Origin of the sequence: Vibrio sp. YT-18 (genome assembly GCF_033337345.1) — a bacterium.
In the GTDB taxonomy this organism is placed as follows: Bacteria; Pseudomonadota; Gammaproteobacteria; order Enterobacterales; family Vibrionaceae; genus Vibrio; species Vibrio alginolyticus.
Genome location: NZ_JAWOQO010000003.1, coordinates 379,611 through 403,697, shown reverse-complemented (window position 1 = coordinate 403,697; position 24,087 = coordinate 379,611). Strand labels below are relative to the sequence as shown.

19 protein-coding genes are annotated in these 24,087 nt (G+C 45.1%); 8 read left to right on the top strand and 11 right to left on the bottom strand.

Annotation, left to right across the window (positions count from 1 at the left end; genetic code table 11):
- Nucleotides 1–6: 6 nt before the first annotated feature.
- Nucleotides 7–1,746 (top strand): ABC transporter ATP-binding protein, encoded by a 1,740-nt coding sequence (locus R7M72_RS06550; protein WP_053303860.1) that lies wholly within the window; start codon nucleotides 7–9, stop codon nucleotides 1,744–1,746.
- Complete coding sequence (locus R7M72_RS06545) at nucleotides 1,743–2,582, top strand: energy-coupling factor transporter transmembrane component T family protein (protein WP_005383942.1); 840 nt, start codon at nucleotides 1,743–1,745, stop codon at nucleotides 2,580–2,582. Before R7M72_RS06550 ends, R7M72_RS06545 begins: the two co-directional genes overlap by 4 nt.
- 122 nt (nucleotides 2,583–2,704) lie before the next feature.
- Here R7M72_RS06545 and R7M72_RS06540 read toward each other — a convergent pair whose 3' ends face one another.
- The 4 genes from R7M72_RS06540 to napG form a co-directional block, all read right to left on the bottom strand.
- A complete protein-coding gene (locus tag R7M72_RS06540; protein WP_025768568.1) occupies nucleotides 2,705–2,986 on the bottom strand; it encodes a YrhK family protein in 282 nt (93 codons plus the stop codon).
- Between the two features lie 206 nt (nucleotides 2,987–3,192).
- Nucleotides 3,193–4,374 (bottom strand): MFS transporter, encoded by a 1,182-nt coding sequence (locus R7M72_RS06535; RefSeq protein WP_005375129.1) that lies wholly within the window; start codon nucleotides 4,372–4,374, stop codon nucleotides 3,193–3,195.
- 199 nt (nucleotides 4,375–4,573) lie between these two features.
- Nucleotides 4,574–5,428 carry a quinol dehydrogenase ferredoxin subunit NapH gene (napH, locus tag R7M72_RS06530; RefSeq protein WP_047104522.1) on the bottom strand — a complete coding sequence of 285 codons (855 nt, stop codon included), beginning with the start codon at nucleotides 5,426–5,428 and terminating at the stop codon, nucleotides 4,574–4,576.
- Nucleotides 5,428–6,198 (bottom strand): ferredoxin-type protein NapG, encoded by a 771-nt coding sequence (gene napG, locus R7M72_RS06525; protein WP_042521643.1) that lies wholly within the window; start codon nucleotides 6,196–6,198, stop codon nucleotides 5,428–5,430. The genes napH and napG overlap by 1 nt, the downstream gene beginning before the upstream one ends.
- A gap of 396 nt (nucleotides 6,199–6,594) precedes the next feature.
- Between napG and R7M72_RS06520 the strand changes: the two genes are divergently transcribed.
- Nucleotides 6,595–7,095: a GNAT family N-acetyltransferase gene (locus tag R7M72_RS06520; RefSeq protein ID WP_017820512.1), complete on the top strand. Its 501-nt coding sequence runs from the start codon at nucleotides 6,595–6,597 to the stop codon at nucleotides 7,093–7,095.
- Between the two features lie 46 nt (nucleotides 7,096–7,141).
- On the opposite strand, the gene R7M72_RS06515 is transcribed toward R7M72_RS06520, so the two are convergent.
- Together R7M72_RS06515 and R7M72_RS06510 are read right to left on the bottom strand one after the other, a co-directional pair.
- Nucleotides 7,142–8,119, bottom strand: a complete 978-nt coding sequence (locus tag R7M72_RS06515; protein ID WP_258475744.1) for an ecdysteroid 22-kinase family protein — start codon at nucleotides 8,117–8,119, stop codon at nucleotides 7,142–7,144.
- Nucleotides 8,116–8,391: a GNAT family N-acetyltransferase gene (locus tag R7M72_RS06510; protein ID WP_104980147.1), complete on the bottom strand. Its 276-nt coding sequence runs from the start codon at nucleotides 8,389–8,391 to the stop codon at nucleotides 8,116–8,118. Before R7M72_RS06510 ends, R7M72_RS06515 begins: the two co-directional genes overlap by 4 nt.
- 127 nt (nucleotides 8,392–8,518) lie before the next feature.
- Here R7M72_RS06510 and R7M72_RS06505 point away from each other — a divergent pair, with 127 nt between their 5' ends.
- The gene (locus R7M72_RS06505) at nucleotides 8,519–9,265 is read left to right on the top strand and encodes a flagellar brake protein (protein WP_042521645.1); all 747 of its coding nucleotides are present in this window, start codon (nucleotides 8,519–8,521) and stop codon (nucleotides 9,263–9,265) included.
- Nucleotides 9,266–9,389: 124 nt separating this feature from the next.
- Here R7M72_RS06505 and R7M72_RS06500 read toward each other — a convergent pair whose 3' ends face one another.
- The 3 genes from R7M72_RS06500 to R7M72_RS06490 all read right to left on the bottom strand — a co-directional run bounded on the left by R7M72_RS06500 (nucleotide 9,390) and on the right by R7M72_RS06490 (nucleotide 15,051).
- Nucleotides 9,390–10,370, bottom strand: a complete 981-nt coding sequence (locus tag R7M72_RS06500; RefSeq protein WP_025768571.1) for a porin — start codon at nucleotides 10,368–10,370, stop codon at nucleotides 9,390–9,392.
- 398 nt (nucleotides 10,371–10,768) lie between these two features.
- Nucleotides 10,769–12,397 (bottom strand): methyl-accepting chemotaxis protein, encoded by a 1,629-nt coding sequence (locus tag R7M72_RS06495; protein WP_005375120.1) that lies wholly within the window; start codon nucleotides 12,395–12,397, stop codon nucleotides 10,769–10,771.
- A gap of 293 nt (nucleotides 12,398–12,690) precedes the next feature.
- Complete coding sequence (locus R7M72_RS06490; protein WP_005375118.1) at nucleotides 12,691–15,051, bottom strand: Lon protease family protein; 2,361 nt, start codon at nucleotides 15,049–15,051, stop codon at nucleotides 12,691–12,693.
- Between the two features lie 187 nt (nucleotides 15,052–15,238).
- On the opposite strand from R7M72_RS06490, the gene R7M72_RS06485 reads away from it, so the two are divergent.
- A complete protein-coding gene (locus R7M72_RS06485; protein WP_017635485.1) occupies nucleotides 15,239–15,736 on the top strand; it encodes a hypothetical protein in 498 nt (165 codons plus the stop codon).
- Nucleotides 15,737–15,821: 85 nt separating this feature from the next.
- Nucleotides 15,822–17,453 (top strand): ABC transporter ATP-binding protein, encoded by a 1,632-nt coding sequence (locus R7M72_RS06480; RefSeq protein ID WP_318056110.1) that lies wholly within the window; start codon nucleotides 15,822–15,824, stop codon nucleotides 17,451–17,453.
- Between the two features lie 242 nt (nucleotides 17,454–17,695).
- Here R7M72_RS06480 and R7M72_RS06475 read toward each other — a convergent pair whose 3' ends face one another.
- Both R7M72_RS06475 and R7M72_RS06470 read right to left on the bottom strand, forming a co-directional pair.
- Nucleotides 17,696–19,729: a prolyl oligopeptidase family serine peptidase gene (locus tag R7M72_RS06475; protein WP_315957272.1), complete on the bottom strand. Its 2,034-nt coding sequence runs from the start codon at nucleotides 19,727–19,729 to the stop codon at nucleotides 17,696–17,698.
- 120 nt (nucleotides 19,730–19,849) lie between these two features.
- The gene (locus R7M72_RS06470; RefSeq protein WP_005375112.1) at nucleotides 19,850–20,749 is read right to left on the bottom strand and encodes a LysR family transcriptional regulator; all 900 of its coding nucleotides are present in this window, start codon (nucleotides 20,747–20,749) and stop codon (nucleotides 19,850–19,852) included.
- Between the two features lie 162 nt (nucleotides 20,750–20,911).
- Here R7M72_RS06470 and R7M72_RS06465 point away from each other — a divergent pair, with 162 nt between their 5' ends.
- Together R7M72_RS06465 and lldD are read left to right on the top strand one after the other, a co-directional pair.
- Nucleotides 20,912–22,603: an L-lactate permease gene (locus R7M72_RS06465; RefSeq protein ID WP_005375111.1), complete on the top strand. Its 1,692-nt coding sequence runs from the start codon at nucleotides 20,912–20,914 to the stop codon at nucleotides 22,601–22,603.
- Between the two features lie 315 nt (nucleotides 22,604–22,918).
- Nucleotides 22,919–24,058 carry an FMN-dependent L-lactate dehydrogenase LldD gene (lldD, locus tag R7M72_RS06460; protein WP_005383962.1) on the top strand — a complete coding sequence of 380 codons (1,140 nt, stop codon included), beginning with the start codon at nucleotides 22,919–22,921 and terminating at the stop codon, nucleotides 24,056–24,058.
- Nucleotides 24,059–24,087: the final 29 nt, after the last annotated feature.

The window sequence follows — 24,087 nt, the reverse complement described above, 5'->3', positions numbered from 1 at the left end:
TGTCGAATGACAATCGAATTTTCTAACTTCTCTTTTAGATATGAGTCGCTGGACAAACCGACGCTAAAAAATATCAATCTAAGGATAGAGAAAGGAGAGAAAATCGTCATTATCGGTCCAAGTGGTAGTGGTAAATCTACCCTTGGGCAATGTCTTAACGGACTGATCCCACACGCAATCAAAGGGGAAACCAGTGGAACATTGACCATCAATGGTCAAGACACCGCCCCTTTCGACATGCACCAATACACTGAGCAAGTTGGCACCGTACTGCAAGATACGGACAGCCAATTTGTCGGTTTGAGCATTGGCGAAGACATTGCATTTGCGCTGGAGAACCAGCTAACTTCAAATATCGACATGTACCCATTGGTCAAAGCCACGGCCAAAATGGTCGACTTGGAACAGATGCTAGAACGCTCACCCCACGATTTATCTGGCGGGCAGAAACAGCGTGTTTCTTTGGCGGGCATTCTCGTCGATGATGTCGATATCCTTTTGTTTGATGAACCACTAGCTGCGCTTGACCCTAAAACGGGAAAAAAAACCATCGAGATCATCGATGATCTACACCGCGAAACGGGCAAAACCATCGTAATCATTGAGCATCGTCTTGAAGACGTTCTGCATCGCTCAGTTGACCGTATTATCTTGATGGAAAGCGGCGAAATCATTGCCGATACAACGCCAGATGAAATTTTAGCGTCGCCTCTGCTAGAAGATTACGGCATCCGCGAACCGCTTTATATTTCGGCTCTGAAAGAAGCAGGCTGCGCGATTGAGGGCGATGCAAAACCTTCTAGCTTAACTACCTTACCGTTGGAGCAATATAAACCAGCAGTACAAGCATGGTTTGATGGTTCAACAGCACAACCACCTAAAACGCCAGCCGAGACTTTGCTTGAAGTCCGTGGCCTCACCTATTCTTACGACGGTGAGAAAAATGCGCTAGAAGACGTGAGTTTTGACATCAAGCGTGGCGAGTTTGTCTCTGTACTTGGCAAAAATGGCTCGGGTAAATCGACCATCACCAAACTGATTATGGGCGTTATTGAAGCGGATAGCGGCTCAATGGGCATGAATGGTCAAGATCTAAACGAACTGACCATCTTCGAGCGCAGCCAGAAAGTGGGCGTGGTGATGCAAAACCCGAACCACATGATTTCCCATCACATGATTTTCGACGAAGTGGCCTTCGGCCTCCGTAATCGTGGCGTTGAAGAGAAACAAATCGAAGCTAAAGTACTTGAAGTCCTAGAGCTGTGCGGTTTGAGCAAATACCGTCACTGGCCAATCGAAGCATTGAGTTATGGCCAGAAAAAGCGCGTAACCATTGCGTCAATTTTGGTCTTGGAACCAGAGCTTCTGATCCTTGATGAACCGACGGCAGGTCAGGACTATCGAAACTACACGTCTATGCTGAGTTTCATCGAAAAGCTCAATCGCGAGTTGGGCGTAACCGTAATGATCATCTCTCATGACATGCATTTAGTGCTGGAATACACTACGCGCTCTATCGTGATTGCAGACAGTAAATTAGTCGCGGATGCACCAATGACGCAGGTATTCAGCAGTCCAGAGCTACTAAACCAAGCAAACCTCACTACCACAAGTTTGTTTGAGTTGGCTACGAAAGTTGGTATCGAGGACACCAATGGCTTTATGCAGCACTTTATCAATGTAGAAAAAGCGCACCGCCAACAAAAAAGCGACGACGTAAACCAACCAGAGAAAGCTGTGGCATGAAAGACAACAAAATGAAGTTTGGTATCAACTACATCGATACCCAATCACCACTTCATAAGTTGAATGGCATTACTAAGTTCTTGCTTTTCATTGCTTGGGTAACGGTGGTATTGACCACATTTGACTTGCGAATCATCGCGCTGTTGATCGTGCTTGGTTTAGGCTTATTGAAAATGACCAAAGTGCCCTTTCATGTCTACAAACCGCTGTTATTCGGTACAGGCACGGTATTACTGATCAATGCCCTGTTTATGTTCGCGTTAGCGCCGCAACAAGGTACTGAGTTCATGGGCTCATCAACGGTTTTACTCTCGTTACCCGGCAATTACTCGCTCACTCAAGAGACGTTGTTTTACCTAGTAACAGTGACGTTGAAATACTTCAGCATGTTTCCAATCGCGTTGGTGTTTGTATTTACCACTCACCCGACGGAGTTTTCAGCCAGCTTGAACCGCTTGGGTGTACCTTACAAAATCGCCTATGCCGTAAGCTTAACGCTGCGCTACTTGCCGGAAGTGAAAAAGGACTTTGTTAACATCATGCACGCGCAACAAGCACGCGGAGTAGAACTGAGCAAGAAGGCTCCGTTGTTCAATCGTATGAAGAACGTCGCGAAGATTCTTGGACCTCTGATTTTCTCTAGTTTAGACAGAGCCGATCAAATCTCAAACGCGATGACGCTACGTGGTTTTGGCCGCCACTCCTCTCGCACTTGGTACAGCTTAAAACCACTGACCAAAGCCGATATGATCTGCATGGCTGGGATTGCGGTGATAGTGATTGCTGCGATCAGCAAGCGTGTGATGGACACACAACTGTTCTGGTATCCGTTTTAAATTCTGAAGCTTCAAACTGAACATAACGTGGTTAGTGTTGTGACCACGTTATCTTCCGTCTTTCCCCTCGATAACTCGCCTGTTGGCTTCTTGCTTGCAAGTATTCAAAAGAAGCGGTAATTTCAGCGGCTCGCTGATGTGCCAGAAAGTTGCTTATTCAAACGACCAACATGAACTAAACTCATCAGTTTTATCAGGGGCTTAATGATCAACTGCGCACTGCCTACAATGAAAAGCCAAGTACCACTTTCAATCAACGAATCATTCAAAAAGAAAAAGCTACCAATTAAAAACCAAATAGCAATGAGTAGGTCGTTTGCAGCACCTAACGCCTCATAGCGGCGCTGAATAACGATGTGACGACTTCCTAGATCTAAATCCAACTCTCTGCCATGTATCTGCACTGTATAGCTCCCCTCTTATTGTTTCGCGTCAGTTATGCCCAAGTTATTTCGAAATACTTAGTTCTAAACCCTAACGGACGTGGCATGCATTGACAACCATTGGAGGGATTATCTATTTGCAATAAAAAGAAAAGGGCGCATAAGCACCCTTTTTAGCGAGTCTAATTACAGGTATTCGCTTTAATGATTAGATAGTGAGTACCAACTTAACTCCACTTCAACAAGCGAGTTTCGTTGCCTTCTTCCGGCTTCGCTGGAATATTGAGTGACAACAGCAAGCTCACTGCTGCCATACCAGCGCCGATGTAAAATACGCTAGCAGGTGAAACCAGCCAAATCACACCAAACGTAACAGGTATTACAACCGCCGCAATATGGTTAATCGTAAACGCAACGCCCGCGGTCGACGCCATATCTGCTGGGTCGGCAATTTTCTGGAAGTAGGTTTTAATCGCAAGCGCTAACGCGAAAAATAGATGATCGACAACATACAATGCTGCCGCCCACTCAGCCGTTTGCACCAAACCGTACCCGACAAACACGAAGATCAAACCGACGTATTCAAACATCAACGCTTTGCGCTCACCTACAACGCCGATAAAACGGCCTATTCGCTTCGCAAACAAGAAGTTAAAGACATAGTTAATCAGGAACAGCAACGTAATATCTGCGGCGGAGTAACCAAACTTTTCTACCATCAAGAAACCAGCGAACACCGTAAAAATTTGACGGCGTGCTCCACTCATAAACGTAAGCGCATAGTATAACCAGTAACGTTTACGCAGGATGAGCTTCTTGTTCTGAGGCACTTTTGTCTTAAATTGTGGGAAGGCAAATGCCATCACCAAAATGAGCACAAAACCTAAACCACCAGCCATTAAATAGACCGTTTTAAAATCAAGTTTGAGCTGTTCGAGCGAAACCCAAATGGCGCCGTAGGTAAACAGAGAAGCCAAAGCTCCAACAGAAATAAACTTACCCAGCATTTCTGGCGCTTCTTCTTTAGATAGCCATTGTAAAGACAAAGACTGCTTGAGTGTTTCAAAGTAATGGAAGCCGGTGGACATTAACAAGGTTGTAAAAAGTAGACCGTACAAAGTGGGAAAATAACCTGTTAATGCCGTACCAAGCGTAAGCATCGCCAAAGATACGAGCATAAAGCGTTGCTCTCGGATAAACAGCAATACAAACACGGCGGTAAAGGCCAAAAAACCCGGAATTTCGCGCACACTTTGCAATAGGCCTATGTCGGCACCATCAAAGTTTGCTTTCTCTATAACAAAGTTGTTCAACAACGCCATCCAGGTAGAAAAAGCAATGGGCACGATAATGGAAATTAACAGGAGGAAATTTTGCGGCGTTCTCCAGCCGTGCGATGAGGTAGTCATGATGTTTCCTTTAAATATGAAGGCATCATCATAGCTTTAAATGTAACAAATTCGCAATATCATTATTATTTTCAACCCAGAGCAAGCTGATATGGCTGAGGAATATTGTTATGAAGATAAACATCGCACTCAATTCCTTGGCTAAGCGCGATGTTCAAGTATCAAGAGAACTAAAGCATGAGTAAATGTGCTCAGTGGCTTAATCAATGACTTTTACTGATAGGCGATTTTTAAATTCAAACACATGTTCTGGACACACATCCAAACAACGGCCACAGCTAATGCAGTTTTGATCCATAACTCGACGATCTCCCTCTTTCAAAGGCTGCCGAAGCACTTCTGGTTCTGGGCAAACGTAAAAGCAATCCATGCATTTGGTGCAATCTTCGCGCCGAACAGCAGTAACGCGCAACAGGCTTTTTCGGCCTATCACGCCATAGGTAGCCCCCAGTGGACATAAGTGCCCACACCACCCATGCTCAACCAAGAGTAAATCCAACACAAACACTAGGGCGATTAGCACCCAACCTGCGCCCATACCAAACACCAACCCGCGATGCAGTGCCGCAACTGGATCTAACCATGTCCAAAGAATCGCGCCAGATAGCGCACTGCCCAACATCAAAACAGGGATCAGCCAATAACGAATCATGGGAGACCAACGATAGCTCGCTTTAATGTTGAACTTTCGACGCAACCACGCCGCCAAGTCTGTCACGATGTTCAACGGGCACACCCAAGCACAAAATGCGCGCGGCGCCAAAATCGCGTAAAACACCACGACAATCACTACGCCTAACAACGCATTAAACTCCGGAACATGCCCTGTCGCCAAAGCTTGAAGCACGATTAACGGGTCACTTAACGGCACGGTATCGAGCAACATACTTGATGACAGATTACCAGTTAGAATTCCCAGCGTCGGCCCAGCCATAAATAGCGCAATGATGGTGAACTGACATAGCCGACGTAAAATCAAAAACCGATGCGCGCGCCACCAACCAAGCTTTTCAAGCGCTTCTTTGCCAGCATTTTGAGCTAAATTCTTTGCCATTACTTACCTCCTTTTAGCGATTCAAGCGCACCTTCCGGCACAGGCGTCTCACTAGGGAGGATATTTTCGAGTGGTTTGTCGAGCTCTTTCCAACCAAAATTGTAGTGGCTGCCCACTTTGCCTTTCGCCAAATCCGTCGGGACGACTTTAATAGCAGCGACATCCAACACGCACGCTTGTTCACACTTACCACATCCGGTACACACTTCGGAATTCACTGTAGGGATAAGTTTGGCGTGATAGCCAGTTCGATCGTTGTGAACCATCTCTAACGTGATGGCTTCATCAATCAGCGGACAAACGCGATAACAAACGTCGCATCGTAACCCTTGCCAGTTAAGGCAAGTTTCATGGTCAATAAGAACCGCTGTACCCATTCGAGCATCATCAATATCGGTTAGTTTCGGATCCAGCGCCCCACTCGGACAAGCGACAACACAAGGAGTGTCTTCGCACATTTCGCAGGGAATATCGCGTGCAGTAAAGTAAGGTGAGCCAGTCGCGACGGGTGAAAGTAATGTCGCAAGTTTCAAGGTATCGTAAGGACATGCCTGAACACACAAGCCACATCGAATACAAGCTGATTCGAAATCGCCTTCCGGCAGTGCACCAGGCGGACGAATAGGCACACCTTTGGTTTCTCGAGCTTGGCTTTGTAGCGATTGTAAGCCCAATACACACGCAGCTGCGCCAACACCAGCCGCAGTTCGAGCTGTATCACGCAAAAATCGGCGCCGACTTTGCGATATTTTAGACTGAGAGGATTTCATGCTATTTCCTCAACAAAACTCCCTTATCAAGTTAAGCATAAATAGCCCTAAACGTGTCGTTTCCCTATACCTCATAGGAGGTAACCCCATCCTCTATTGATTCAAGTCAACTGACGCACAGTGCCGTCGTCACAGTTTGACTAAATGCGTTTATTTACTGCGACATGAAATTCACCACGATACTCTGCAGTACGCGCCATTCTCAGTACAATAATTCAACACCTTTGCAATCTACTCGCTCAATTCGATGATAAATCACTACTAAAAATTCAAAAAATGACATCATAACAAGCTAATTTAAAAGGCATTTATCCATTAAACATAAAAAAAACACTATCCAAATAAGAAAACTGTGGTTAGATTAAAAATTAAAACTAAAAAGCGAAGGAGAGAGGCATGGAAATTATCGTACGTCCAACGACCGTCGAAGACGCAGCGGCACTCGTAGAAATCTATTCACAACCAAAAGCACAACGTGAAACCCTGCAACTCCCAAAGCCTTCGCTCGCGATGTGGGTGGAAAGATTGTCAAACATACCTGATGGTGTTTATAGCTATGTCGCTGAAATTGATGGTAAAGTCGTCGGAAATATTGGCTTTCACCACTCTCTACGTCCAAGAACGATGCACACGGCATCGTTTGGCATCGGAGTACATGATAGTTTCCATGGACTCGGTATTGGTAGCAAATTGATAGAAACAGTCACTGAACTAGCAGATAACTGGTTAAATGTGAGAAGAATTCAGATAGAGGTCAATGCCGATAACGACGCCGCCATTGGGCTTTATAAAAAGCATGGATTTCAAATTGAAGGTGAAGCGATTGACGGTTCCTTCCGTGATGGTGAATTCATCAATACCTATTACATGGCGCGCATCAGACCAGGCCAAAGATAAAACAAAGCCTCCTACTAATTGGAGGCTTTTCTTTTTAAACTTCGACTCACTTTCGTAAGTAAGCCAACGCTCTGCGAGTCAATGCTTCTGTGTAGGGATTGATCTTCCAGTGGTCGGAACTCCAACCTTTCACAAAGCGCTGAAAGTCTGCCCAAGCCACAGCAAACAAAGGACGCCATTCACGCTCGACTTCATTAGGGTCAAGATTCGGTTGATAGCCCATTAGCGCGTGTTGCAACTGAGCAAAATACGTATCCAAAACCCAAACTTCCATCTCTGCACAACGTTCTGGCTTAACGGCACTACTCATAAACAGTGCCACATCTTTCATGGCACACCCACATCCAACGTATTGAAAGTCAACCGCAGCAACGTTTGATTCTTCTTCATCAAAACAGAAGTTCGCCAATTTGGCATCACCGTGTACTAGTGTTTTAAACTTAGCTTGCGAAAGCGTTTGATCAATCAATTGAGCCGCATTTTGTAGCTCAGTGTCTTGCAATGCTTCAAGCTCGTCGGGTCTGGTTGCTAAGTGCCAGTATGTACCGATATGCCACAACTTATCAGAACGAACATCGATGTATCGCGCATGAAAGTTCGCCAACCAAGTGAGGCAGGCTTGTAGATGCTTTAGCTGTGCATCTGTGATGACTTTTGGAAAGCCCACCTCGGCGAGATCTTCCATCACAATGAGCCATTCATTCTCCGATTGGAACGTTTTTAGACCTTGTGGTACTCGGCAGCGAGTATCCACCCCTCCGGAAAAATACTCATACCAATTTACTTCCACCTGATAAGAGTGCAACTTTCTTTGATGAGAACGGTCCGTATTCCAGCCTCTAGGATGCTCTGAAGGCTTAGGGAGTTTTACATGCTTAATGATCACCGAACGAAGTGAATAAGTAACTCGGACTAACTCCCCATAGCCTCCCCATAGCGATTGTATGACTTCTACAGAGCGGTAATTACCGAGATTGAGTTCCTGGCCAATATTTTGGTAGCATTGGTGGTTGTTACTCATCATGCGAGCAGATGTGACCACGTTTGGTTCTTCTCCATATAGTGAATAACATATGGGCAAACTGGTTTGATTTGATAACCGAGTGACTCAATTTCTGGCAACACCGCTTCCATCATCACTTTTCCGTACCCCTTACCTCGCAGTGCTTCAGGAACAACCGTTGATGTAATGTGCATGACATTACCCTCAAGCTGGTAAATCACCTTGGCTTTATAGCCCTGCTCTAAATCAACCCAGAATGTACTATTCGTGGCTTCATGAGTTACTTTATGCATATCTTGCTCTCTAATTTTTGTTACAGATTGATTGAATCAAACTATATCACTGAATAAAATCGATACCATGCGAGAGTGCTGCTTCGCCTCACGCGATTACCTTCTTACATCAGGTACGACAATTATAATGAGAAATATGAGCCCAATTGCCAGAGACGGCAAACTACCTCTGCAAAGCAAGAAGGCACCAGAACGTCAGGCAAGTACATTAAATAGCACCGATGCAATGGCAATGGTCGAACATGGCAGTGAAGTGAGCTTAAACGTCACCACCCCCGTTGGTACAAAGTTTATTACAACCAGCACATTTGTTGGCTGTCACTCAAATAATACTGCATTGATAGAGGTTCCGAACATCTCCGATGAAGACTTGAAGTTCTATTTTCAGGAAGGCTTTTGGATCAATGTAAAAGCCTACTCTCATCGAGGTGAAGGGGCCGTTATTCCATTTCGGGCCCAATTACAGCATCGACTAGGCGATCCGTACCCAATTTTGGTGCTAGACCTACCCAACACTATGCAGGTCTTTCAGCTTCGCAAAGAAGTGCGTTACGAAGTAAATTTGAGAGCGCGTGTTTGTTTAGAAGCCTATCGAACTGAATGCGAAATAAGAGATTTATCTCGTAGTGGCTGTCGTTTTGTAACATCACCAATGAGCCGACCACTTCAGGTTGGTGACCACGTTTCATTGGATCTAACGATGCCCGGAGAAAGTCGTATGCTAGCGCCGTTGCGAGGTCGTATTTGTAATTTACAAAAATCAACGCACTATGCTCGCTACGGAATGGAGTTTGATGAGGTTGGTAAAAACAACGCTAAAAACCTCCTCAGTCACCTCAAATTTGATGGGACTAAGCTCACACTAAAAAGATAGATTTGATAACCCCTATCGCTTATCAAGAAGCTTTGAAGTGCTAGAAAACAAGAAACCCCTTACTTTTCAGTAAGGGGTTTTTATTTACTAAGAATAAGGCAGTATCTTAGATAAGAGTCATGACTTAGAAGTCGTAACGTAGACCTAGCGCTAGCTCATCTTTTTCAGCCGCGCCTTCGTTATCCATTAGATCGAAGTTGTATGATGCGTAGCCACGGAAGTTAGGCTTGAAGTAGTAAGTTACATCAACAGCTAGGTTTTCTACAGTATCTGCGTCTTCTAGTTCACCTTTGTTGAACGTAGAAGTGAATACAGTTTGACCCATAGTGTAAGCAGCGGCTAGTTCGTAGCCTTTGTAATCAAAAGTCTTACCTGCAACATCCATATCCGCGCCAGTGTAGTTACCAGCGAAGTAGAAGTCACCTACAGAGTATGCAGCTACCAGCATGAACTCATCGCTGTCGTTTTGATCTGCGTAACCAGCACCTAGTTCAAAACCAGTGTTAGCAAACGCGTAAACACCAGATAGAGAGAAGCCATCTTCCTCGTTGTCTGTAAAGCCTTGTGCATCTGTTGTGCGATCAGCAAAACGGTAGCTAGCGCGTACAGCTAGTTGCTCGAATTGGCCTTTGTAAGACAGCATGTTATCTGTACGGTCAGAAACAGGCAGTTTAAGTGCTGCTGTGTTACCGTGGTAAGCCATAATGTCAGTAAAGTCAGTAAGAACCACTAGTGCGCCGTCGTTTTTACCGTAAGTTACTTCACCGTATTTGCCACCCAGACCCGCATAAGCGTAACGAGTTTCAAGACTATCTGTCTCACCAACTTTGTTACCTTTAGAATCAAATACATCATAAGTTTTAGTTACAAACTCACCTTCCCAAAAACCAACGCCGTATAGGTTTTCATTGATTTCCTGTTTGCCTAGGAAGTTAAGACGGATGCGAGTACGGTCTTCTGCCTTACCATCCATCATAGAAAGACGCGCTTCAGCGCGGCCGCCCATCTCAAGAGAAGTGCCATCTTGGTTGTATAGTTCTGAAGCGACAACTTGAGATCCTGATGCCATTAGCGCCACTGCTACAGCTAAAGTTTTTAATTTCATTGTTATTTTCCATATCATTGTTTTATATGTGTTTTCTCACCAGAAAAACAGGACTTTTCTGTACCAACGAGAAAACTGGCGGCATAGTAGCAGCTGTTATTTTTCACGCAACGTGTTGAATAAACAGCGCTTATAGAAGAAAACACCACTTAAAATGACGATATGAATACCTCTCAACCATCAAGTTATCGGTTGAGTTAAAAAAAATGTTCGCGTCAAAAAAAAATTGACGAAAAAAATGTAAAAACAATATCACAAAACGTGATATTGCCCGCAAAAAAAATCTTGTTAACTGACTGTTTTAGATAGACTTATTGATAATAAATCCGATTATTGCAAACAAAAAAATCCCTGAGCATTCACTCAGGGATTTAGAGATTTGATAAGTAGATGATGAATTAAAGCTTAAAGAAACTTAATTGCTCTTTCTGCTTCTCTGCAAGTAATGAAAGCTCAGTACTCGCACTTGCACTCTGGCTGATGCCCGCTACATTTTGGTTTACAAGCTCCGACATGTTAACCACGTTGCGATTGATATCTTGAGTAACTTGAGACTGCTCTTCGGCTGCGGTTGCTACTTGCGTGTTTGAATCGTTGATGTTGGCGACCGACTCGGTAATTCCAACCAACGCTTCATTCGCTTGTTGCGTCAGCTCGTTGTTGCGGCTAAGCATATCAAGGCTGACTTGCATACTGTCATTCGCCAGCCCAGACTGCGCTTGAAGCTCTTCAATGATCGTTTGGATCTCTTGTGTCGAGTCTTGAGTACGCGCTGCTAGCATGCGTACTTCATCAGCTACTACCGCAAAACCACGACCAGACTCACCAGCTCGCGCCGCTTCAATCGCAGCATTCAATGCTAGCAAGTTGGTCTGCTCAGATACGCCGCGAATCACTTCAATAACATCGTTGATCTGTACAGATTGCTCTTTTAGACGCAAAACAACTTGCGCTGCATCGTTCAATGCTTGAGACATTTGCGCACTTGCTTCCGCACTTTCTTGGAAGATAGCCAAACCTGATTGAGCAAGTCCATCAGCTTCACGCGCTGTTGCGTCAGCAGAGGTCGCGTTATCACTCACATTATTCGCAGTACTTGCAAGCTCGTTAACCGCAGATGCAACTTGCTCGATCTCCGCCAACTCTTGTTGAGCGTTCGCTTCCGCTTGCGTCATTACCGCAGCTAATTCGGTCGATGCAGATGCAACTTCCTCACTAATACGGGTTAACTGGTCCACAGTGTTGTATAACTGCTCTGCGGTTTGGTTTACATCTTTGCTCAGCTTAGAGATCTCATTGTCCCCATCGACATCTGCACGTACTGATAGATTACCCATTGCTAACTGACGCATCACTTCTTGCAGCTTTTGGATTGGTGTAACAATCATGCCAGATAGGAACCAAGCGCCTATCAATGAGAAAGCAAATACCGCTAAAACCGTCAACATAGCGTTATTTTGCACACGTTCATTTTGCTGATGACTTCTGATAGTAGATTGTTCAGCTTGCTCGTTTACATGCTTTGATAGCGTGTTAATTTGTTGGACCATTTCTCGGCCAACATTGCGATACTCTTTGACAAATGCACGGTACTCGCTATCCGATTTCAAACCTTGATCGTATTGGTTGAAGAAAGCAACTGAGCGCTCTGAATATCGCACATAGGATTCAATTGCTTGGCGAACTTTAACGGCATCGTCACGGAATAGGTTTCGGGCTTCAATTGCGCTTAAATCGGCATCAACTTGCTTTAAGCCTTCTTTCAATTCGGTTAGAAAATTCTCACGACGAGAAGCATCGTAAATAGCGTAAACCGCGCTTATGCGCAGAGGGTAAATTTGGTCGTCAATACTCGCCAATGTGTCTTTGTGAAAAACCAAAGATTCTTGGTTGGAAGCAATAACATCTTGCTCTGCTTGAAGATTGTTTTTAGTAATCCAAAGAGCAATAAACAAAACAATCGCGGTAAATAATACCGGAACCAAAATTTGCGTTCGTACTGACAAATTTTTCAGTGATAACTGCATGACAGGGCCTCAGTTGTATGCGTGATGTCTATATCCAAACAAACTCGAGCAGTGCCTATAACAACGTTACTTTTCGGCAGTTTGAATATCTATGCTTCCTTGCGACGGGATAAATCCCAGACGAATAAACAAGTGGCGAATATTAGAGGTCGATCACACTTTTGTCTAGTACAAAAACTCTCCATTTTCAATCTGTTATTGACAATATCCCGACAGTAGCGTCGGGATATTGTCGTTATGATAACTTATGATCACTTATGATGAGATACATTCACATTTAGGACGGTTTCAGCCTATTTTCTCAACGAATTGAGCTTAGCTTGAGCAAGGCCAAAAATGGTATCGATTGGATAAGAGCCTTCATCGGTTGGCTCACCAGCAACTTTCCCCGTAAACAATTCGATAGCTTCAGTAACATGGTCAATCGCCCAAATATTAAACTCGCCTTTTTCGACTGCTTTCACGATGTCGGAACGAAGCATTAGATTGTGAACATTAGAGCGCGGAATAATGACTCCCTGCCCGTCATGACGACCTTTAATTACACACACATCATAAAAGCCTTCGATCTTTTCGTTTACGCCACCAATAGGCTGAGCTTGACCAAATTGATTCATCGACCCTGTTATCGCAATGTCTTGTCGGTTTGGTTGCTTTGAAAAAGCAGACACAACCGCACATAACTCAGCCATGCTGGCACTATCACCATCAACACCACCATAAGATTGCTCAAAGGTAATGGTTGTCGTTAATGGCACTCGTGCCGTTTTACCAAATACGGAAGATAAGTAGGCAGACAAAATCATTACGCCCTTAGAGTGAATACTGCCCCCCAAATCCACGCTGCGCTCGATATCGATAACATCCCCATCACCGTAACACGTCGTCGCTGTGATGCGATTCGGTGCACCAAACATGTAGTCACTAGTGCTCAATACCGAAAGTGCGTTCACTTGGCCTACGGCTTCTCCTTCGGTGCGAATCAGCGTTGTGCCGTTAATAAAGGTTTCCATTACGTTATCGCGTAATCGGCTTACTCGCATTTCTTGGTTATTGAGCGCCTCTTCAACATGCCCAATACGGATCATGTTGGAGTTGGCTTGACGAGCAACGTAGTTCGACTCTCGAAGCAAGTTGGCGATATTAGCCGAATGTAGAGATAGCTTGGATTGGTCGCCAGACAAACGTGAGCTGTATTCGATGATCCGAGCAATGGCTTTGCGATCGCAATGCAGCATATTGTTGTCATGCACCACGCTAGAGATAAAGCGCGCGTAATGCAGCTCAGACTCCGGCGTACGTTTCATTTCGTCTTCGAAATCTGCCGTCACGCGGAACAACTCGCTGAACTCTGGATCGTAATGTTGGAGTAATTGGTAAGTTCGGTAATCACCAAATAAGATGATTTTGATATCAAGCGGAATCGGTTCAGGATCGAGTGATACCGCCCCCGTCAATGTGACTTCTTTTTCTAGAGACGTAAAACTCAATTGACGAGCACGCAATGCGCGCTTCAAACCATCCCAAACGTAAGGCTGTTCAAGTACTTTCTGAGCATCCATTAATAGAACGCCGCCATTCGCCTTATGCAAGCTCCCTGCGCGAATCAGCGAGAAGTCGGTAAACACCGTTCCCTTGAAAGTGGCAGTCTCAATCGACCCGAAGAGTGAATGATAGTTGGGGTTTTCTTCAACAACGATAGGAAATTCGCTGCTTTTACGGCTTACCAAGACGTTCACTTTATAACGACGTGGCAATTTTTTATCCAAGGATGCCGTCGCAATTTCGCCTTGCTCGCCACTTTGGTCAAGGAAGATATCTGCGTTTTCAACAATATCTTTTTGCAGCTCAGTTAAGTAGGTTTTGATTTCGGAATATTGCGCGTAATCCACTTTGAGTTTTTTGATGAAGTGAGTAATCACATCAAGTGTCACTTCATCATTGAGCTTTTTGATTTTATCGCTGTATGTCTCTTCCCACTCCGTAAGCTCACGAACCATCGAGCGCAATCTCACTTCGAGTTCATCAATAGCATCGCTGAATTGCTCTTGTTCTTTTTTGCTTAGTACATCAAAAGACTCTTCCGTATGAAGCTCATCACCGTTCATGGCGACAAACTGATAATCCCCCTGCGTAGTCAGTGTTAGGCTGATGCCCTTTTCTTTTGCCTCTCGACTAATACGATCCAGCTCGTTTTGTTGCTTAGCTGCCAATTGATTTTTTAATCGCTCAGCGCGGCTAAAGTACATTTCATTGTCGAATGCTAGGGGTAAAGCATTCAATAATTTGCCCATTAAAGCTTCAATATCAACACGTAGCTTATTTCCGATACCACAAGGCAACTTTAATACCTTTGGTGTACGGGTATCCTCAAAGTTCGCAACGTAACACCAATCAAACAGGGCTGCTGCATCGTGCTGGTGACGATTCAGATAGCGCAAGATCATGGTGCGTTTACCTAGTCCATTCTGACCAATGGCGTAGATGTTATACCCTTTCTCTTTGATGGACATCGCAAACTCGACCGCTTTTTGCGCGCGCTCTTGGCCCACAATTTCATCAATTGGAGGTAACTCCTTGGTCGACTTACATGGCATATTCTCTAGATCTGCTACAGAATATAGCTGCTTAGCTTCCAATCTTAGTATTGCCATATCCACTTCCTTTTTTCTTATTTTCGTTATTTGAGTGTAGAGATTATTTGCTTAATTTTAAGTGATTTACCTTCCACCCTAGATTGATTGGACATTTTATGAACACATAAGTGATATTAACACGCACTTGCAATTGATAATCAATTTCATTTAATATCTAAACAAATCAAATGTTGTGGAGATGGATATGAATATTGAGCAATGCTGGATGCGCTACTTAAAAGCGGAGCAACTGATGGAACAAGGCCATTGGCCAGAAGCTCATCGTTTATATGACGACGTGCTCAACAATCTACCCAACCACATTCATTTAGCGCTAGAAAATGCACAAACTAAACCTTGCCAATTTGTATGTCTCATTACGGGACTTAGAGATGCTAGCGTGACGCAATCAGAGATTCTCAACAAACTCGGCTTACAGCATGATGCGTTCTCAATACTCAATCAAACTTACGCGCTATTTCAATTTTTGCAGCTAGAGAGCCATGAACTGATTGAGCGCGTAGGTCACCTACTTGGTCAACAGAGCGAAGACTTATTAGCTCACATGGCGGCATTTTGCTCTGCCCAACGTAATGCTCAATGGATGATAGAACTCGAGCACGTAACGCGCGCGCATGAGCAGTTCTTACATTTGCAAGCAATGAGTTCGGCAAAAGCTTCGCCTTCTCACCTGTATAATTAATCTAAAGCTCAAGCATTGAGGCCAGCTAGGTTTGTACTGTCCATTGCTTGAGTATCATTTGCTTTATCAACCACAAGGATCTGTGATGTCTTCTAAAACCATTCTTTCGGTGAACAACCTATCAGTCAGCTTTACGACAAACGATGGGATCGTCGATGCAGTAAAGAATGTTAGCTTCGATTTAAAAGCAGGCGAGACGCTGTCCATCGTTGGCGAATCTGGCTCTGGCAAGTCAGTATCAACCAATGCACTGATGAAACTACTGCCAGACAACGCTATTTTGCATGAAAGCTCATCCATCATGTTTGAGGGTAGCTCCATCTTGGATAAAACAGAGCGTGAAATGCAAAGTATTCGCGGTGATCGCATTGGCATGATTTTTCAAGAGCCGATGACCTCACTAAACCCGTACATGCGGGTGGGTATCCAAGTCGCTGAGGCCATCATGTGTCACCGCCCGGTCGATAGACGAACAGCAAAAGCAAAGGTGTTAGAGCTGTTTGAATTGGTTCATATGCCAAACCCAGAAAAAGCGTACAACAAGTACCCACACGAATTTTCTGGTGGTCAATTGCAACGCATCATGATTGCGATGGCACTGATTAACGAGCCCGATATTTTGATCGCCGACGAACCTACAACAGCGTTGGATGTCACGGTTCAAGCAGAAGTGTTGCACCTGATTAAAGAAATTCAGGCTCAGATGGGCATGGCAATCCTATTTATTGCTCATGACTTAGGCGTCGTAAAACACTTTGCAGATCGTGTCATTGTGATGTGTAAAGGAGAAGTCGTCGAGGAAGGCGAAACGCAAACACTCTTCGAGGACCCAAAGCACGAATACACACGTATGCTAATCAACTCGATTCCTAAAGGCAGTAAGGAGCCTATTAGCGAAAGTGCTACACAGCTTTTAAAGGCCGACGATATACGAGTCAAATTCTTGGTAAAGTCGCATTTTATTGCGAGCAAGAATGAGTACTTCGAAGCGGTAAAAGGCATTTCTCTTGAGCTTAAACAAGGAGAGACCCTCGGGATCGTTGGGGAGTCCGGTTCAGGTAAGTCTACACTCGGCCGAGCTTTGATAGGTCTTCTGCCCTCAACTGGCAAAATAGAATATAAAGGCCAAGATATGGCCTTGCTGACAAACAAAGAACGTTTTGAGCTGAAAAAAGACGTTCAGATGGTATTCCAAGACCCTTATGGTTCGCTTTCTCCTCGTATGACTATCGGCGAGATCATCACAGAAGGATTAACTGTCCACCAACCAATGTTGAGTAAAAAAGAACGTATGCAGAAAGCGCGCGACGTGCTCCGTGAGGTCCGCTTAGATCCCGCGTCCATCAACCGTTATCCGCACGAGTTTTCAGGAGGCCAGCGTCAGCGTATCGCTATCGCGCGAGCACTGATCCTTGAACCTTCGTTTATTCTGCTTGATGAGCCAACCTCTGCATTAGACCGCTCGGTGCAACTGACAGTGATTGACCTTCTGAAAGATTTGCAGAAAAAACACAATATTGGCTACTTGTTTATTAGCCACGATCTATCAGTAGTTAAAGCACTCTCTGATCGTGTTCTAGTCATGCAAAAGGGCGAGGTCATGGAACAAGGTACGGCCGAAAAGATTTTCCAAAACCCTAAAAATGACTACACGAAAAAACTGATAGATGCCTCATTTGATCTTGAAAACAGTGAAAATCAGCACAATGCGGCTTAGGTTCATCACAGTTTCATATTCATAAACTAGGATTAAGAAAAGGTGATAAATTCATCTTGTCTTAAGAATGGCGTAGCTGCCTTTCGGTTTGGCCGCCGAGACTGGTTGGTTCAAGAGTCAGACTTAGTCAACCTGGCTCAAATACTGGCAAACAGTATGAATTGAGTTCCCCCAACCATGAAAAATGCCGCGACACTGTCGCGGCATTTTTTTATTCTCAGAAGCTTCGAACAACTAGGGCATTAAATCGACTCAATACCCATATTATGTAACGTAAATGCATACATGTCTGTGGTGAGGTCAATTTGCTTACTCAGCGGCATTCCTGCACCATGACCTGCATTGACATCAATGCGTATTAATACTGGATTAGCGCCTTGCTGTTTGTCTTGCAGCTCCGCAATAAATTTGTACGAATGTGCTGGCACAACTCGGTCGTCGTGATCAGCAGTTGTCACCAAGGTAGCAGGATATTGCACGCCTTCTTTTACATTGTGAACAGGAGAGTAACCAAGCAAGTATTGGAACATCGCTTCACTTTGCTCCGACGTGCCATAGTCATACTTCCAGCCTTCTCCAGAAGTAAACGTGTGATAACGCAGCATATCAAGCACGCCAACCGCAGGCAGCGCGACTTTGAATAGTTCAGGGCGTTGCGTCATACACGCTCCAACTAACAAACCACCATTAGAACCACCGCGAATCGCTAGGCGATCCGAGCTAGTGTAGTCGTTTTCAATCAGGTATTCCGCCGCCGCAATAAAGTCATCAAACACGTTTTGCTTTTGCTGCTGAGTGCCTGCGTTGTGCCAGGCTTTACCGTATTCACCGCCGCCTCGCATGTTGGCGACAGCGTATATACCACCCAACTCTAGCCAGTTGGCTACATTGCCAGAAAACATTGGAGTGAGGCTGATGTTAAAACCGCCGTAACCATACAACATGGTTGGTGCTCTACCATCAAGTGCAATTCCCTTCTTGTATGAAATGATCATCGGAACTTGCGTGCCGTCTTTTGAGGTATAAAACACCTGTTTTGATTCATACTCATTACGATCGAACGGTGCCTTTGATTCCTGAAACAGTGTCGATTCACCAGATTCGACATCAAATGAGAAGATCGTCGGAGGCGTCACGTAGTTAGTGAATGTGTAATAAAGTGTGGTTTCTTCTTTTTTACCCGCCAGACCATAAGCCGTGCCTTCTCCCGGCAATTGTACATCTCGAATCCACTCACCTTGGTAGTTAAACTGCTGCACTTTAGAAAGCACATCTACCATATAAGTCGCAAACAGATAACCGCCACCTTTGCTGATTTCTAACGGCTGTTCTTGTTCAGCAATCACGTCAGCCCATTGTTCTGTCTGAGTGTTGTAGCTGACAACTTTGCCATTCGGCGCGTCTAGGTTGGTGTAAAGCAGCAAGGTTGCGTCTTGGCTATCAATTAAGTAGGTGTCTCCTTGCGTTGTCTCGCGCAGCGTCACAATTGCCTGTAACTCAGACTGTAAATCAATATAAAACAGACGATTACCCGATGTAGATTCTGCGCCAGAGATAATGAGGAAGCGATCATCTGTCGTCGTCGTACCAGACACATAACGATGAACTTGCGTATCCAACTCACCGAAAATCACTTTATCTTCAGATTGAGGTGTACCAAGTTCATGATAATAAAGCTTGTGATGCTCAGTTCGAGCAGACAACTCGCTGCCTTGCGGCTTATCGTAGCTTGAGTAATAGAAGCCTTTGCTGCCCAGCCAAGAAATCGACGTAAACTTCGCATCAACAATCTCAGGCTCTAGCTGTTCTTTGGTTTCCGTATCAATTACAAAGATCTTACGCCAATCACTGCCCCCTTCTGAGATGGAATACGCGACCAAACGGTAGTCTTTAGAGAAGCTGACTTCGCCAAGAGAGGTCGTGCCCTCTTCGGAGAAAGTATTTGGATCAAGGAAAACCTCGGCTTCTCCCTCGCCTTTACGTCGATACAATACACTTTGGTTTTGCAAACCGTCGTTTTTGTAGAAGTAGGTGTAGTCACCACGTACAAATGGCTGGGAATATTTTTCGTAGTTTTGACTGTTCGCCACTAAGTCACGGATTTGTTGGCGGTACGGTATCTGACCAAGGAAATCGAAGGTGACCGAATTTTGACCCGAAACCCATTGTGCGGTTTCTTCACTGCGATCATCTTCTAACCAGCGATAAGGGTCGGCAATGTCGTGACCAAAATAAGTGTCCACGACAGAATCTTTACGTGTTTTTGGGTAATGCATAACGTCCGTGTTACTCCGTTGTTTTTATTAAGTTGTTTATCTTCAATCGTTTTATTGCGGTGATTACCTTAGAGCACCCAATTTTGATTTCAACGACATTGTTTTAAATCTATGAAGAACCTAGAAATAATGAGATATCGTTAAGTACCGGTCACGAATGTGCTCAATAAGCAGCTTCACTTTGTTCGGTGGTTGACGAGTAAACGGATACACCGCGTAGATACCCAACTTTTTACCTACTAGTTCAGGAAAAATATCCACCAGTTGGCCATTGCGAATATCATGATACACCAAGCATCGCGGGACGTAAGCTATACCATGGCCGCCCAGAGCGGCTTTACGTAATGCGGTCGCGTTATCAGTAGAAAAGCAGCCCGATACTTTGACGATGTAATTGCCATCTTCTCCTTTAAACTCCCAATCCGTTGCACCTGTGGTTTGGTAAGCGTATTGCAGACAATTGTGCGTGGTGAGATCAATCGGCTCGATCGGTTTCCCATTTTTAGCGATATATGAAGGGGACGCGCATACCACCCATTGGGAATCGAGAATATGTCGTGCGATCAAACTGGAGTCGGCTAGGTAGCCAGTTCGAATGACTAAATCGTAACCATCAGCCACTAAATCGACAAAGCGGTTATCCAATGACATGTCCACAGTCAGACCCGGATGAAGGTTACAAAACTCGGCAACAGCATCAGCAAGTATCAAATCTCCAGAGATACACGGCACGGACATTTTTATATGACCGCTCACATTCTCTCCAAAGCCTGCAACAGCATCCATAGCCTCCTGAGTGGCCTGCTTCACATTTTTAGCACTGTGGAGTAACACCTTACCTGCCTCAGTCAAGGTTAATTTGCGCGTTGTTCGATATAATAGCTGAGCCCCTATTTCTTCCTCCAACCTCGCCATTCTTTTGCTAACTACCGAATTTGTAAGGTTATTTGCCTCTGCAACCTTGCTAAAGCTGCCAAGTTCGATTACTTGAGAAAATAGAATTAAGTCGTCTGCTCTCATACCATTATGTCACTTTTGGAATTAATTATTTTCATTATTTCCCTATATCAACAAAAAATAAAGGAGTAAATTCACGCCAAATTAACAAAACCATTACAACAAAAAGTCACCTCTACAGCGGATTGACACCGTTCGAGAAGTCAGCGTACGAAGGATGTACAAATGAGTGAAACCCTACTTGCCCTAGTGGCATTTTCGCCAATTGTTGTTGCCGCCATCTTATTGGTTGGTCTCAACTGGCCTGCTAAAAAAGCCATGCCTGTTGCGTTCGGTCTAACCGTCGCTATCGCACTTATGTTTTGGGATATGTCAGCCAATCGCGTACTGGCCTCCGTATTCCAAGGACTCGGCATTACTGTCTCTGTTCTATGGATCGTGTTTGGTGCCATCTTCTTGCTCAACACTTTAAAACACACTGGAGCGATCACCACAATCCGTAATGGATTTACCGATATTTCGGCTGACCGCCGTGTACAAGCCATCATCATTGCTTGGTGCTTTGGCTCGTTCATTGAAGGCGCATCTGGGTTCGGTACCCCGGCAGCAATCGCTGCACCACTACTGGTTGCAATCGGCTTTCCTGCGCTAGCCGCTGTCCTTATGGGCATGATGATTCAGTCAACGCCTGTTTCATTCGGCGCGGTAGGCACGCCTATCATCGTAGGTGTAAACAAAGGTTTAGACACCCATAACATCAGTGAGTCGTTGGCCGCACAAGGTGCAACGTGGGAAATGTACCTGCAAGATATCACAGCGCACGTTGCTGTCATTCACGCAGTCGTAGGTACGATGATCCCAGTATTAATGGCGATGATGTTAACACGTTTCTTCGGCAAGAACAGAAGCTGGAGTGAAGGTCTGGATATTCTACCATTTGCACTATTCGCTGGTGTCTCTTTCACCGTTCCATACGCGTTAACCGGTGTTTTCTTAGGTGCAGAGTTCCCTTCACTTATCGGTGGTTTGGTTGGTCTGTCTATCGTTGTTACCGCAGCGAAAAAAGGCTTCTTAGTACCAAAGACTAAGTGGGATTTCGAAAGCGAAGACAAGTGGCCTGCAGAGTGGTTAGGCTCGCTAAAAGTCGATCTAAACGACAATCCGGGCAAGCCAATGAGCATCGTAAAAGCTTGGGTTCCATATGTAATGCTGGCAGTTATTCTCGTCGCAAGCCGCGTAAGCCCTGAGCTGAAAGGCTTTGTACAAAGCGTAAGTTTGTCGTTCAGCAACATTCTTGGTGAGACTGGCGTTAGCGCTGCGATTCAGCCGTTATACCTTCCTGGAGGCATTCTGGTGTTTGTCGCACTACTTGCTGCAATGTTACAAAGCGGCAGTGTAAAGCCATTGCGTGAAGCGTTTGGCGAGTCAAGCAAAACACTGATTGGGGCGGGTTTTGTCTTGGTATTTACCATTCCGATGGTTCGTATCTTTATCAACTCAGGCATCAACGGTGCTGACCTAGCAAGTATGCCCGTCACAACCGCAAACTTCGCCTCTGACCTTGTTGGTTCTGCGTTCCCAGCGCTGAGTGCCACCGTTGGTGCACTGGGTGCGTTCATCGCTGGCTCAAACACGGTATCAAATATGATGTTCAGCCAGTTCCAATTCGAAGTGGCACAAACGTTGTCTATTTCGAGTGTGATTGTTGTATCACTCCAGGCCGTCGGTGCTGCTGCAGGTAACATGATTGCGATTCACAACGTTGTTGCCGCATCAGCCACGGTAGGTTTGCTTGGTCGAGAAGGCGCAACATTGCGTAAAACGATTATCCCTACGTTCTACTACATTGTAATGACAGGCATTATTGGATTGGTGCTGATTTATGGCTTCCAAATGACAGATGTCTTAATGAAGTAACGCGAAATGCAGGGTTTACAGCCCTGCCTAATTTGACACAGCTGTCTGCACTACTACCCCGACATGTTGATTTAGCTTGCTACATCAATTCCCCCGACAGCTGTGTCACCCTTTCCAGTTTGCATAACTGATTGAGTGATTTAATAAAATTTTTCAACCAATTATGTAAATGGGTTACCAACATCACCGATTCAAACGTAAGTGAACCATAGGTAACTATACTCATTTTGATGTCTTCACTGCTTTGCGATGAAGGCTCAACGAAAGAGCAAATTGCTCCACAACTTTGCTTAGAATAACCGCTAGGACACCATTATGATTATCTCAGCTTCTACTGACTACCGCGCTGCCGCGAAAGCCAAGCTTCCCCCGTTTCTATTCCATTATATTGATGGCGGCTCTTACGACGAACGCACGCTGAAGCGTAATACTGACGATTTAGGTGATGTCGCTCTTCGCCAACGCGTCCTACGCGATATGACAGATTTGAGCCTCGAAACCGAGATCTTCGGTGAGAAACTGGCAATGCCAATCGCGCTAGCTCCTGTTGGTCTAACTGGTATGTACGCGCGCCGAGGCGAAGTGCAAGCAGCAAAAGCAGCCGAGAAAAAAGGCATCCCGTTTACTATGTCGACTGTTTCGGTTTGTCCGATTGAAGAAGTCGCACCTGCAATTGAACGTCCAATGTGGTTCCAGCTTTACGTACTTAAAGACCGTGGCTTTATGAAGAACGTACTTGAGCGTGCAAAAGCAGCAGGCGTAACAACGCTGGTGTTTACCGTTGATATGCCAGTTCCTGGCGCACGTTACCGTGACATGCATTCAGGTATGAGTGGCCCTAACGCGGCCATGCGTCGTGTATTCCAGGCGATGCGCCACCCAAGCTGGGCGCTGGATGTGGGTCTACTTGGTAAACCGCACGACTTAGGTAACATCTCAACTTATCGTGGCGAACCAACAAAGCTAGAAGATTACATCGGCTGGTTAGGCGCAAACTTCGACCCTTCTATCTCCTGGAAAGATCTTGAGTGGATTCGTGATTTTTGGGATGGTCCAATGGTTATCAAAGGCATTCTAGATGAAGAAGACGCGAAAGATGCGGTACGTTTCGGCGCGGACGGCATTGTGGTATCTAACCATGGTGGCCGTCAGTTAGATGGCGTACTTTCAAGCGCTAAAGCACTACCAAGCATTGCGGATGCGGTAAAAGGTGATCTTAAGATCTTCGTAGACTCTGGTATTCGTACTGGTCTTGATGTCGTTCGTATGCTCGCACTTGGTGCAGACTGTACGCTTCTTGGCCGTTCATTTGTGTACGCATTGGCAGCACAAGGCGGAGCAGGCGTTGAAAATCTACTGGATCTGTACGATAAAGAAATGCGTGTAGCAATGACGCTGACTGGCGCTAAGTCTATCGCGGATCTTTCACGCGATTCGCTAGTGAAAATCCCATAATCTTTGCAATCGAGCAAAACAGAAACGAA